Raw genomic sequence first — 13,943 nt, forward strand, 5'->3', positions numbered from 1 at the left:
GTTATAATTTTATCATAAGCTAGATAACAAGGAGGAACCTTAAATGACACAAATTACATTTAAGCAAGAGCCAATTACATTAGTTGGTGAACAAGTTAAAGTAGGACAAACGGCACCTGACTTTTCAGTTTTAGATAATGGACTTAATGAAGTTACATTAGTGAACTATGAAGGTCAAAAGAAATTAATAAGTGTTGTTCCATCAATAGATACTGGTGTTTGTGATCAACAAACACGTAAATTTAATGAAGAAGCTGCACAAGAAGATGGTGTTGTATTAACAATATCTGCAGATTTACCATTTGCTCAAAAGAGATGGTGTGCAGCTAACGGATTAGACAACGTATTAACATTAAGTGACCATAAAGATTTATCATTTGGTAAAAATTACGGTGTTGTTATGCAAGAATTACGTTTATTAGCTCGTTCAGTATTCGTATTGGACCAAAATAACAAAGTTATATATTCTGAAATTGTTTCAGAAGGTACTGACTTCCCAGATTTCGATAGTGCTTTAGATGCATACCGTAATATTTAATTAATTTTGTTTTTATAAATTACTTATTAAACAGTTTTATTGACATTACAAACTATACTGTCCATAATTATTTGGTAATCTAAGATAACGTAGTATCTTTAGACAAAAATTATGGGCAGTTTTTTTAGAAAGGACTATTTAATATGGCTGAAGAGCAAACAATTATGGAGCGACTATTCCAAACTTTGGATAGTAAAGCGAAAGCATTAAATGACGAAAATGGTCAAAGTTTTATCGAAAATCTTGGTTTGGCAATGGAAGACATTTACAAAAATGACAGAGATTTATTAGAACAAGCTACATTGCAAGATAGAAGAAAAGCTTTTCAATTCGCATATTTAAGTTTATTACAAAATGAAGAAATTCAAGCAAATCATCAAATTACACCCGATTCAATTGGATTAATTTTAGGTTTCCTTGTAAAACAATTTATGTCAGACAGTGAAGCTTTACACATAGCTGACTTAGCAAGTGGTGCAGGTCATTTAAGTGCGTCTGTACACGAAGTTATGACAGATGTTACTTTAATGCATCATCTAGTAGAAGTGGATCCTGTATTGTCTAGAGTTAGTGTTCATTTAGCAAACTTTTTAGAAATTCCTTTTGATGTTTATCCTCAAGATGCAATAATGCCACTTACTTTTGAAGATGCTAATGTGGTGATTGGTGATTTACCGATTGGTTATTATCCTGCAGATGAACGTAGTCACGAAATGGAGTTAGGATTTAAAGAAGGTCATAGTTATTCACATTATTTACTTATAGAACAAGCATTAACGGCCCTTGAACCTTCTGGCTACGCATTTCTCGTAGTTCCAAGCAATATTTTTGAAGGGGACAAAGTAAAACAGTTGCAAAATTTCATTGCAACAGAATCAGAAATGCAAGCCTTTTTAAATTTACCAGCTACGTTGTTTAAAAATGAAAATGCACGTAAATCAATATTGATTTTGCAAAAGAAAGAAACGAACGTGACTAAGCCTGTAGAAGTACTGTTGGCAAATATTCCTGATTTCAAAAATCCACAACAATTCCAAGGATTTTTAGCTGATTTAACAGAGTGGATGAAAAACAATCATCCTGAAAAATAAACTGTAATACTATTGAATTTCAACTGTATTAATGGTTAAATAAATATGGATATTATAACTTAATTGAAAATGGAGGCATTATGCTCATGTCAAAATTAATTTTGGCGATAAACGCTGGTAGTTCTTCTTTAAAATTTCAACTTATTGAAATGCCTGAAGAAAAGATTATAACTAAAGGTTTAATAGAAAGAATTGGGTTAAAAGATTCTATATTTACTGTTGAAGTAAATGGAGAAAAAATAAAAGATGTAACTGATATTAAAAACCATGAAGACGCAGTAAATATTATGTTAGAAAGTTTTAAAAAGCATGGAATCATTGAAAGTATTTATGATATTGAAGGAACTGGACACCGTGTTGTACATGGTGGCGAATTATTCCCAAGCTCAGTCTATGTTACAGACGAAGTAGAAAAGCAAATTGAAAGTTTAAGTGAATTAGCGCCTTTACACAATCCTGCTAACTTAATGGGTATTCGTGCATTCCGTAAATTATTGCCTGAAATTCCACACGTTGCTGTATTTGATACATCATTCCATCAAACAATGCCTGAAAAATCATTCCTTTATAGTTTGCCTTACCAATACTATGAAGATTATGGCATCCGTAAATATGGTTTCCATGGTACAAGTCATAAATATGTATCTCAACGTGCTGCAGAAATATTAGGAAAACCAATTGAAGAATTAAGAATTATCTCATGTCACATCGGTAATGGTGCATCTATTGCTGCTATCGATGGTGGCGAATCAGTAGATACTTCAATGGGCTTCACACCATTAGCAGGTGTAACAATGGGTACACGTTCAGGTAACATTGATCCAGCTTTAATTCCATTTTTGATGGAAAAAACAAATAAAACTGCAGAAGAAGTGTTAGATACATTAAATAAAGAATCAGGTTTATTAGGTATATCTGGTAGCTCAAGTGACTTAAGAGATATCATTGAAGATAGCAAAGAAGGAAAAGAACGAGCTCAACTTGCTTTAGACGTATTTGCTTCAAGAATCCATAAATATATTGGTTCTTATGCAACTCGTATGCATGGCGTAGATGTAATTGTATTTACTGCTGGTGTAGGTGAAAACTCTGACCCAGTTAGAGCTAAAGTATTAGAAGGTCTAGAGTTTATGGGTGTTTATTGGGATGCTAAGAAAAATGAAAACATTCATGGTGAAGAAGGATTTATTAACTATCCACATTCACCAGTCAAAGTGTTAGTTATTCCAACAAATGAAGAAGTAATGATTGCTAGAGACGTAATAAAATTTGGCGAATTAGATTAATAAAAAGTAGGGCCTGAGACATCATATTGTCTTCAGGCCCTACTTCTACTTGGGCAATAGATGACTGAATTGAAAATAAGCTTGTATCAAGCTTATTTCAACTTTCGTCATCTTTGCCGGGGTGGGACTATAAAATCTTCTTATAAAAATAAGATTTTAGTCTCGCTCTTTTTTTAATTTTAATGAGTTTGATACTGTGATCTAAATTCATCTGTAGCAACTTGAGGTTGGAAATCTTCTGGTAATTCTTCTGTACGAACGACTAGGACGTCACATGGTGAATGACGTACGATAGCTTCTGAAACAGAGCCTACAATAAAACGTTCTACTGCGTTTAAACCAGAAGTACCACACATAATTAAATCTGCGCCTACATCATTAGCTAATTTTTTAGGAATAATAGCTTTAGGAGAACCGAATTCAAGTCTTGTTACAACATCAGAAACGCCTGCATTAGTTGCTACTTCTTTATAGCCGTTAAGTAAATCTTCAGAGAAGTTTTTAGATTTCTCTGTGAATTGAGCGTCATAAACCTCATATGAAGAATAAGTTCTAGAATCGATGACATTCACAACAGTCAGTTGTGCTTCGTTACGTTTTGCAACATCAACCGCTTTGTTAAATGCCCATTCAGCTTCCAGTGATCCATCAACTGCGATTAAAATATTTTTATATGTTAGCATCGCAATTACCTCCTTAGTTTTCTTATTTATACTATACCACATTGTCAGAATTTTAAATCAACTTAAATAATAATTTTCTTAAATTTAATGATTGCGCTTTCAATGCTTTCGCGTTACTATATTTATGGAGGTGGACGAATTGAATATAGGTATTCCAAAAGAGATAAAAAATAATGAAAATCGAGTAAGTTTATCACCAAGTGGTGTTCACGCATTAGTAGAACAAGGACACGAAGTTTTTGTTGAAACATCTGCAGGACTAGGCTCATACTTTGAAGACGTAGACTATGAGCAAGCAGGTGCTAAAATTGTCATGACACAGGATGAAGTTTGGAATGTGGACATGGTTATGAAAGTAAAAGAACCACTTGAAGAAGAATTTAAATTCTTTAGTGAGGGCCTTATTTTATTTACTTACCTACATTTAGCTAATGAACGTAAATTAACTGAAGCATTAATAGAAAGCAAGGTAATAAGTATTGCATATGAAACAGTACAATTACCTGATCGCTCATTACCATTGTTAACACCGATGAGTGAAGTGGCTGGACGCATGGCGACACAAATTGGTGCTGAGTTTTTACAAAAATATAAAGGTGGCATGGGTATTTTACTAGGTGGTGTACCTGGTGTATCTAAAGGTCAAGTTACAATTATAGGAGGCGGTCAAGCAGGAACAAACGCCGCTAAAATTGCACTTGGATTAGGTGCTGATGTTACAATCTTAGACGTTAATCCGCGTCGTTTACAACAATTAGATGATCTATTTGGTGGACGAGTTCATACGATTATGTCTAACCCATTAAATATCGAAAGAGCTGTAAAAGAAAGTGATTTAGTTATTGGGGCAGTACTTATCCCAGGCGCTAAAGCTCCTAATTTAGTATCTGAGGAAATGGTTAAACAAATGAAAAGTGGTGCAGTGATTGTTGATATCGCTATTGATCAAGGTGGTATCTTTGAAACGACAGATAGAATTTCTACACATGATGATCCAACGTACAAAAAACATGGCGTTGTTCACTATGCAGTGGCAAATATGCCTGGTGCAGTTCCAAGAACTTCAACCATTGCGCTTAATAATGCAACATTACCGTATGTATTACAATTAGCTAATAAAGGTTACTTAAAAGCATTACAAGATAATGAGCCATTATCATTAGGCTTAAACACTATAAATGGGCAATTAACTAATAGTAGCGTTGGTGAAGCATTAAATATTCCATCTGCTCATATTTCAGAAGCACTTAAATAAAAATTAAGTCATAGTAATTCGTCTTAATATTAAATTAATTAACTGCCAAACATCGTTATTGAGTGATGTTGGCAGTTTTATTTTTCTATTGGCAAGAAATGACTGACTTGAAAATATGGTTGGATTAAGCTTTTTCAACACTAGTCATCCTTAACGGGGCAGTATTACATAATCTTTTTATGTTAATAAGATTTTCGTCCCACTCCCATAAACTTAAAATTATACTATTTTTGTGCCATGGACTTCTTGAAAAGGAAAGGCCGCAATTAATTCGGTTATATTATCTTTTGTTAGGCCTCCACCCGGCATAATCTCGATATTGCCACCAGAATTGACAACAAGTTTACCTAAATGATTTAAATTATCAAAAATATTAGTGTCGGATGCGCCACCATGTGTTAATAACCGGCTAAAGCCCATATCAATTAACTGATGTAGCGCTTTAATTTGTCCATGAATGTGTATTTGATCAAATGCCATATGACACACAACGTTAGTAGGGTGGGCTAAACGTTGTAATGTTTTCATTTGCCATTCATTTAAAATATTATCTGACGTCAAACAACCAAAGACAAAATAATCAATATCAAGTTGCTTGAACGTTTGTATATCTTTTTGCATGATTTCAAAATCATACAATTCATAAACAAAATTTCCGCCTCGAGGTCTAATCATTACGGCGAGTTCAATATTATTAGTTGCGCACATTTCTGAAACAATTGCAGTCATGCCATAACTTGGCGTTGTTCCTCCTACTGATAGGTTATCACATAGTTCTAATCTGTCTGCGCCTTGAGCAATAGCATATTCAACTTGTTGTATTGTTTCTACAACCGCTTCTTTTATCATTTTTCGTACCCGGTTAAAATAATTGTGCCCTCGTCAGTAACAAGAATATCATCTTCTATACGCACTCCAGCTACGCCAGGGACATAAATACCAGGTTCAACGGTCACAACCATGCCTGCTTCAAAGACATTTTCGTTTGTGCTTGATACATCTTGATATTCATGTTCTTCAAGTCCTAAACCATGGCCAAGTCTGTGTGGGAAGTATTCACCATATCCTGCATCTTCAATAATACCTCTAGCGATATTATCAATCTCTTTAATTTTAACGCCAGGTTTAATCGCAGCAATAGCTTCTTTTTCTGCTTTAAGGACGACTTTATATATTTTTTGTGCGTCTTCATTAGGGGTGCCAAATTTAACAGTACGTGTCATGTCACTACAATAATTCTCATAAATAACACCTAAGTCAAATAGAACAAATTCATCATTTTGTAACTGACGATCTCCAGGAGTGCCATGTGGTGATGCAGCGTGATCGCCAAACAAGACCATAGTGTCAAAACTCATTTCGTTGACGCCAAAATTTTTAATTTCATTTTCAATATGATTAACGACTTGTCGTTCCGTAACACCAACAGATAAGAAATCTACACCGATTTCAATACATTTATCTGCAAGTTTACAAGCCTCTTGTATGTTGGCGATTTCCTCTTCGGTTTTAACGTTGCGTAGCGCTTTAATTGTAAGGTCAATGTCACCAAATGTTTTTATACCGAATGCTTGGATTAATTCACGTTGACGTTTAAGTGTTAAATGCTCAGCTTCAACTAATAATTTTTGTGCTGAAAAACTATATTTTGAAAAAGGATTTTCAGTATCAAGATAGCCAACTACTGTACCTTCAAAAGGTGATGCTTTCACTTCGTCTACTTCTAATTGAGGACAGAATAAGACTTGTTCGCCTTGAGCAGTAACTAAAAGTGCTAGCAATCTTTCATGGGGCTCACTTAAATAACCGGTAAAATAAAAGATATTAAGTGGCGTAGTAATCCATGCAGCATCAGCTTGCTGTGTGTCGATTTCATTCATAATTTGATTCATTTTCATATGTAATTTCCTCCTATTTTTGCTCTTCTAATTAATTTTATGTTAGATAGCTAAGTAATTCAAAAATTAGCTATTAAAATTGCAATAAAACTATTAAATCATGAGCGTTATTCCTAAGTAATGTATTAATATATTGTTATAGACGCTATATATGTGGTATAGAAGTAAAGTAAATACTATAAATGGGAGGAACTACAAAATGAAATTATCTTTTCATGGACAATCAACTGTTTATTTTGAGGCTAACGGTAAAAAGGGTATTATAGACCCATTTATCAGTGGAAATGAACTATCTGATTTAGATCCAAATAATTTAGAAGTAGATTACGTGATTTTAACGCATGGCCATGGAGATCATTTTGGCGATACAATTGAAATCGCGAAGAAAAATAATGCGACTGTTATTGGTTCTGCTGAGCTAGGTGATTATCTAACTACTAATAAAGATTACGATAATGTAAGACCAATGAATATTGGTGGGAAAGTAGAATTTGACTTCGGCTCATTAAAATTTGTTCAAGCGTTCCACAGTTCAAGCTTGACTGATGATAATGGTATTCCTGTCTATCTAGGTATGCCTATGGGCATAATTTTAGAATTAGAAGGCAAAACAATTTATCATACAGGTGATACTGGTTTATTCAGTGATATGAAACTCATCGCTGACAGACATCCAGTGGATATCTGTTTCGTGCCAATTGGCGATAATTTTACAATGGGTATTGATGATGCAAGTTATGCAATTAATGAATTTATAAAACCAAAAATAACAGTGCCTATTCATTACAATACGTTTGATTTAATCAAACAAGATCCTGAACAATTTAAACAAGCTGTCAACACTGGTGAAGTACAAATACTAAAACCAGGTGAAACAGTTAACCTATAAATAAAAATAAACGTTATCATCTATTATGGTGATAACGTTTTTGTGTGTTTAATTATTCATATTGACAAACTTTATTATTTAACGATCAGTACAGGGATTTTTGCACGTTTTGCCACCTTGTGACTTACGCTACCTAAAACCATCTTTTTCTTGTCGTCGGCTTTTCTATTACTTAACACCACAATTTCATAATCGCCACTATTCGCATATTTAACTAATTCAACTTTTGCTCTACCACGTACGATGATTTCATCGTGTTTAATACCATATTCATCTAACGCCTGACGTGTAGGTTCTAATCCTTCGCTACGTTTTTCGATGAGCTTATCTAAATGAACACCTGCTTTGATAGAAGCTTGAGCGTCTTGTTCATTAATAGAATTAAAAATTGTCACTACTGTATCTTTGCCAGCAATATTAGCAACTTGCTGTAAAGCTTGTTCATTTTTAAGCGTAGTATCTACACCTAGTAATATGTTTTTATACATAGTTTATCCCTCCTTAATTTTTATTTTAATAAATAAATGAGAATTAGTGCAATAAAATAAATTTATTTTATTGAAATATTTTGAAATGCACATGTTAAATATATTAAACAATAGATGGAAAGTACAATTTTGTGATGTTGCATCGCAATTTAAGCTATAAAAAGTTATAATATATAAGTAACTAACAAATTAAAAGAGGTCCATAATATGACAAAACATGAACAAATATTATCATATATAGAATCATTATCTGTGGGTCAAAAAATATCAGTTAGAAAAATTGCTAAAGTGTTAGAAGTTTCTGAAGGAACAGCATACCGCGCGATAAAAGATGCGGGTCAATTAGGTCTTGTAGCTACAATCGACCGTGTTGGTACTGTGAGAATTGAAAAGAAAACACGTGAACAAATTGAACAATTAACATTTAATGAAATCGTTAAAATTATTGATGGCCAAGTATTAGGTGGGCGTAATGGTTTGATTAAAACATTATCCAAATTTGCCATCGGTGCGATGGAACTTAATGATTTAGTTAAATATTTAAGTGCGCATACTTTATTAATAGTTGGTAATCGTAAAGATGTTCAATTAGAAGCATTAAAGAGAGGAAGTGCAGTATTAATAACTGGTGGTTTTTCTACTTCAGATGACATTATTAAATATGCAGACGAACACGATTTACCAATTATCTCATCAAATTATGATACCTATTTAGTAGCGAATATAATAAATAGAGCTATGTATAATCAAATGATACGTAAAGAGATATTAATCGTTGAAGATATCGTTAAACCGATTGATGATACAACAGTTGTATTTGAAGATATGAAACTCAATGATTACAAAGATAAAGCTAAAGCAACAGGTCATTCAAGATTTCCTGTTGTCGACGATAATTGGAAGTTAGTCGGCATAGTCACGAGCAAAGAGATTATTAATATGGACGACGATGAAATGCTTGCGCAAGTTATGACCCGATCCCCAATAGATGTACAATTAGCTACAACAATCGCTAATTGTGCCCACATTATGATTTGGGAAGGTATAGAATTACTGCCAGTAACTAATTTCAGCAAAAAATTAATTGGCGTAATTTCTAGAGAAGATGTATTAAAGTCGATGCAATTAATTGGTCGTCAACCACAAGTTGGTGACACGATTAACGATCAAATTGCCAAACATATACATATATCCAATGATATAATTCAAGTACAAACTACACCACTATTAACTGATCAATTCGGCATGTTAAGTAAGGCAGTCTTCGTGGCCATAATTGAAGAAACAGTACGCTATGAAATGCGTAGATATAAAAAAATTGAAGTTATGATTGAAAACCTAAATATTTTTTATTTAAATACTGTACAAATTGAATCTGAGATAGATGTTCATTATGATATGTTAAATGTAGGACGAAACTTTGCTAAATTAGAAGTAACAATGAAAACAGGCACACAAAACGTAGCTAAAGCAATGATTATGTGTCAGATATTAAATTAAGCACTATTTATAAAGAATGATATTACTGAAAGGATACGATGAAAGATGACAGAGATATTTAATGATATTATGGAAGAAATAGAACAATATGAAACGATAATTATACATAGGCATGTGCGACCAGATCCAGATGCATATGGCTCACAGTTAGGTTTGCAAGGTTATTTAAAAGCAAAATTTCCTCATAAAGACATATATGCTGTAGGGGAACGTGAACCTTCTTTAGATTTTATCGGCACCTTTGATGATATTGAGGACGCAGTGTATCAGGAAGCACTTGTTATTGTTTGTGACACTGCAAACGCTCCGCGAGTGAGTGATTCAAGATATAATCTAGGGCAAAAGCTAATTAAAATTGATCATCATCCAGCAGTGGATCAATACGGAGACCTTAATTATGTTAACACTGAGGCTTCTTCAACAAGTGAAATCATCAGTGATTTTATTAATTATTTTAATGATTATTCAATTATCGATGGGTCAATCGCAAGATTATTGTATATTGGTATCGTTGGCGATACTGGAAGATTTTTATTTAATAACACTACGCCACACACGATGGAAGTCGCTAGTCAGTTATTAACATTTGATTTTAATCACAACGAAGAACTAAATAATTTAGCGGAAAAAGATCCGAAATTGTTACCGTTCCAAGGTTATGTTTTACAAAATTTTGATTTGAATGAGCATGGCTTTTGTAAGGTGATTATAACGACAGAAGTTTTAGAACAGTTTAATATCGCTGCTAATGAAGCATCATTATTTGTAAATACAATCGCCGATATTAAAGGTTTGAAAATTTGGTTATTCGCAGTAGATGAAGGTAGTGAAATTAGATGTCGCATCCGCTCTAAAGGTATTGTTATTAATGATGTCGCAAGTGACTTCGGTGGTGGAGGCCATCCAAATGCTTCAGGCGTATCCGTTGATAGTTGGGAGACATTCGAAAAATTAGCTACAGCACTCAATAATAAATTATAAGGATAAGAGGTGATAACATTGGTTGCACATTTAAATATTCATTCGGCATATGACTTACTTAATTCAAGTTTAAAAATTCATGATGCTGTGACTAAAGCAACTAATGAAGGCTATACAGCTTTAGCTATTACCGATACTAATGTACTGTATAGTTATCCTCAATTCTATGACGCATGTATAAGCGCTAATATCAAACCTATTTTTGGTATGACATTATGGTTAACTGACGGATTAACGTCGTTAGAAACTGTGGTGTTGGCTAAAAATAAGCAAGGCTTAACAGATTTAATAAAATTATCATCGGCAATTAAAATGAAAGATAAAGTTGAAACAAGTTACGAATGGTTATCTAAATATGCTGCTGAATTAATTATTATTTTCAAAAATGTTACTGAAGAACATCAAAATATTGTGGATCAATTTAAATCACATTCCGATCTTTACATTAATCATCTAAGTAAAGCGATTATTGATGTTCCACTGGTATGGTTACAAAATGCTAACTATCTTAATAGAGAAGATGCAAATACGATTACAGCATTGAATGCGATACGTGACAATAAAAAATTAGATTTAGTCAATGAACCTATTGATTATCATACACATGTGTTAAGTAAAGATGAGTTATTTGACTTGGACGTGCCTAAAGAAGCACTCGATAATACAGACTATATAGCACAATTATGTACAGCAGAATTAAACTATCATCAAAACTTATTACCTAAATTTCCTACACCAGATGAATTAACGTCGAAAAACTATTTAATGCAAATTCTTAAGCGACAACTAAAGAAAAAAGGATTGAATCAAAATAATAGTTACCGACAACGTTTAAACTATGAGTTTAAAATTATTACCGATATGGGGTTTGAAGACTATTTCTTAATCGTGAGTGATTTGATTCATTATGCTAAATCTAATAATGTCTTAGTAGGTCCAGGTAGGGGTTCTGCGGCAGGTTCATTAGTTAGTTTTTTATTAGATATTACTACTATTGATCCAATTAAATATGATTTATTGTTTGAACGATTTTTAAATCCTGAACGTGTCACGATGCCAGATATTGATATTGATTTTGAAGATACAAAAAGAGACAAAGTGATTCAATACGTTCAAGAAAAATATGGTGACAATCATGTTGCAGGCATTGTGACATTTGGTCATTTATTAGCTAGGGCAGTTGCTCGTGATGTCGGGCGTATAATAGGTTTTGATGATGTAACACTCAATGAAGTGTCCAAATTAATACCCCATAAGTTAGGTATTACGCTAGATGAGGCATATAAAGATGAGGCATTTAAAGATTTTGTACATCGTAATTATCGTAATGAGAGATGGTTTGAAATTTGCAAAAAATTAGAAGGACTACCACGACATACATCTACACACGCAGCAGGAATAATAATTAATGATCACCCCATTTATAACTATGCACCACTTACATTAGGTGATAATGGCATTTTAACGCAGTGGACGATGACTGAAGCGGAAAGAATGGGTTTATTAAAAATCGACTTTCTAGGACTTAGAAACTTATCAATCATTCATCAAATTGTTGACCAAGTTAAATATGATTTAAATATTACAATCGATATAGAACAAATACCTTTTGATGATGATAAAGTGTTTCGTTTATTATCAACTGGTGATACAACAGGCATATTCCAATTAGAAAGTGACGGTATACGAAACGTTTTAAAAAAATTACAACCAGAACATTTTGAAGATATCGTAGCTGTTACATCTCTCTATAGACCAGGGCCAATGGAAGAAATTCCTACTTATATTACACGTAGACATGAACCTTCAAAAGTTGAATATTTACATGCTGATTTAGCACCTATTTTAAAAAAGACTTACGGCGTTATTATTTATCAAGAACAAATCATGCAAATAGCTAGTAAGTTTGCTGGCTTTAGTTACGGTGAAGCGGATATTTTAAGACGTGCGATGAGTAAAAAAAATAGGGCAGTGCTCGAAAATGAGCGCCAGCATTTTGTAAAAGGTGCTGTGAAGAATGATTACGACGAACAACTAAGTAAGCAAATTTTTGATTTGATTTTAAAATTTGCTGATTATGGCTTTGCAAGAGCACATGCGGTAAGTTATTCCAAAATAGCTTATATTATGACTTATTTAAAAGTACATTATCCTAATTATTTTTATGCCAATATATTAAGTAATATTATAGGTAGTGAACAAAAGACAGCTTCTATTATCGATGAAGCTAAACACCAACATATTGATATTTTACCGCCTCATATTAATTATAGTCATTGGTTTTATAAAGCAACGCCTAATGGTATATACTTGTCTTTAGGAGCGATAAAAGGTGTAGGATATCAAAGCGTGAAATTAATTATTGAAACACGGCAATCTGGCGGTAATTTCAAAGACTTTTTTGATTTTGCTCGTCGTATACCTAAACGGATTAAAACGCGTAAATTATTAGAAGCATTGATTTTAGTAGGGGCATTTGATCAGTTAGGGCAAAATCGCGCTACTTTACTTCAGTCAATAGACCAAGTATTAGATGACGTTTCTAGTATTGAACAGGATGATTTAATTTTTGATGTGTTAACGCCAAAGACCACTTATGAAGATAAAGAAGAGTTACCGGATAAAGTTTTGAGTGACTATGAAAAAGAATACTTAGGATTTTATATTTCGACACATCCGGTAGAAAAAGCATTCAATAAAAAACAGTATTTGGGTATTTATAAATTAACTAATGCTGTTAATCATAAGCCAATCTTTATACAACTTGAGAATATAAAAAAAATTCGAACTAAAAATGGTCAAAATATGGCTTTTATCACTATAAATGACGGTAACAATACTATGGATGGGGTCGTCTTTCCTGATGTCTATAAGAAATATGAACAATTATTAACCGAAGAAAGCATGTTAACTGTGAGAGGTAAATTTGAGCGTAGAAACAATAAACTACAACTTATAATTTCCCAAATAAGCAGTTTAAAAGCATTTGAAGAGTCGACCATCCAAAATGCGCGACAAATTGTTATTCGTCAAGATAAAGATATAAATGAAATAGATCAGCTTGCCACTGAAAAAACTGCACAAAGTTTACCTGTCGAATTTTATGATGAAACGACTAATAAAATGCATTTTATTGGTTATATTAATAATGATGATATTGCGCAATTTATTTTACATTTTGACCCAGCAGATATTAGAATTATATAACTTTTACACTATTATAAATTATGATATAGTTAACTGATGGTTATTGAAAACTTACCATCAGTTTTCCTATGAAATTTAGTGTATATTTTTATTAAGCTATTTTAATTAGAGATTTGTTATATACATA

12 protein-coding genes are annotated in these 13,943 nt (G+C 32.9%); 8 read left to right on the plus strand and 4 right to left on the minus strand.

Annotation, left to right across the window (positions count from 1 at the left end):
* The first annotated feature begins 43 nt into the window (after positions 1 to 43).
* The 3 genes from tpx to RPL90_RS05180 all read left to right on the plus strand — a co-directional run bounded on the left by tpx (position 44) and on the right by RPL90_RS05180 (position 2,915).
* Positions 44 to 538, plus strand: a complete 495-nt coding sequence (gene tpx, locus RPL90_RS05170; protein ID WP_313546300.1) for a thiol peroxidase — start codon at positions 44 to 46, stop codon at positions 536 to 538.
* Between the two features lie 143 nt (positions 539 to 681).
* Positions 682 to 1,629: a class I SAM-dependent methyltransferase gene (locus RPL90_RS05175; RefSeq protein ID WP_313546303.1), complete on the plus strand. Its 948-nt coding sequence runs from the start codon at positions 682 to 684 to the stop codon at positions 1,627 to 1,629.
* 86 nt (positions 1,630 to 1,715) lie between these two features.
* Entirely contained in the window at positions 1,716 to 2,915 is a 1,200-nt protein-coding gene (locus tag RPL90_RS05180; RefSeq protein ID WP_313546306.1) for an acetate kinase, read from the plus strand.
* Positions 2,916 to 3,094: 179 nt separating this feature from the next.
* Here RPL90_RS05180 and RPL90_RS05185 read toward each other — a convergent pair whose 3' ends face one another.
* Positions 3,095 to 3,598, minus strand: a complete 504-nt coding sequence (locus RPL90_RS05185; RefSeq protein ID WP_313546308.1) for a universal stress protein — start codon at positions 3,596 to 3,598, stop codon at positions 3,095 to 3,097.
* A 139-nt stretch (positions 3,599 to 3,737) separates the two neighbouring features.
* Between RPL90_RS05185 and ald the strand changes: the two genes are divergently transcribed.
* Positions 3,738 to 4,853 carry an alanine dehydrogenase gene (gene ald / locus RPL90_RS05190; protein WP_313546311.1) on the plus strand — a complete coding sequence of 372 codons (1,116 nt, stop codon included), beginning with the start codon at positions 3,738 to 3,740 and terminating at the stop codon, positions 4,851 to 4,853.
* A 219-nt stretch (positions 4,854 to 5,072) separates the two neighbouring features.
* Here ald and RPL90_RS05195 read toward each other — a convergent pair whose 3' ends face one another.
* A complete protein-coding gene (locus RPL90_RS05195; RefSeq protein WP_313546313.1) occupies positions 5,073 to 5,702 on the minus strand; it encodes a copper homeostasis protein CutC in 630 nt (209 codons plus the stop codon).
* Complete coding sequence (locus RPL90_RS05200; RefSeq protein WP_313546316.1) at positions 5,699 to 6,751, minus strand: M24 family metallopeptidase; 1,053 nt, start codon at positions 6,749 to 6,751, stop codon at positions 5,699 to 5,701. The genes RPL90_RS05195 and RPL90_RS05200 overlap by 4 nt, the downstream gene beginning before the upstream one ends.
* Before the next feature lie 199 nt (positions 6,752 to 6,950).
* Between RPL90_RS05200 and RPL90_RS05205 the strand changes: the two genes are divergently transcribed.
* Positions 6,951 to 7,640 carry a metal-dependent hydrolase gene (locus RPL90_RS05205; RefSeq protein WP_313546319.1) on the plus strand — a complete coding sequence of 230 codons (690 nt, stop codon included), beginning with the start codon at positions 6,951 to 6,953 and terminating at the stop codon, positions 7,638 to 7,640.
* A 74-nt stretch (positions 7,641 to 7,714) separates the two neighbouring features.
* Here RPL90_RS05205 and RPL90_RS05210 read toward each other — a convergent pair whose 3' ends face one another.
* Positions 7,715 to 8,128 carry a universal stress protein gene (locus RPL90_RS05210; RefSeq protein WP_313546322.1) on the minus strand — a complete coding sequence of 138 codons (414 nt, stop codon included), beginning with the start codon at positions 8,126 to 8,128 and terminating at the stop codon, positions 7,715 to 7,717.
* Positions 8,129 to 8,335: 207 nt separating this feature from the next.
* Here RPL90_RS05210 and RPL90_RS05215 point away from each other — a divergent pair, with 207 nt between their 5' ends.
* Genes RPL90_RS05215 through RPL90_RS05225 form a run of 3 tightly spaced genes read left to right on the plus strand, consistent with a single transcriptional unit; the run spans position 8,336 to position 13,816 of the window.
* Entirely contained in the window at positions 8,336 to 9,628 is a 1,293-nt protein-coding gene (locus RPL90_RS05215; RefSeq protein WP_313546325.1) for a DRTGG domain-containing protein, read from the plus strand.
* 45 nt (positions 9,629 to 9,673) lie between these two features.
* Entirely contained in the window at positions 9,674 to 10,609 is a 936-nt protein-coding gene (locus RPL90_RS05220; RefSeq protein ID WP_313546328.1) for a DHH family phosphoesterase, read from the plus strand.
* 18 nt (positions 10,610 to 10,627) lie between these two features.
* Positions 10,628 to 13,816, plus strand: a complete 3,189-nt coding sequence (locus RPL90_RS05225; RefSeq protein ID WP_313546331.1) for a DNA polymerase III subunit alpha — start codon at positions 10,628 to 10,630, stop codon at positions 13,814 to 13,816.
* The last annotated feature ends 127 nt before the right edge of the window (positions 13,817 to 13,943 follow it).

It is taken from the genome of Staphylococcus kloosii (assembly GCF_032139365.1).
Lineage (GTDB): Bacteria > Bacillota > Bacilli > Staphylococcales > Staphylococcaceae > Staphylococcus > Staphylococcus kloosii_A.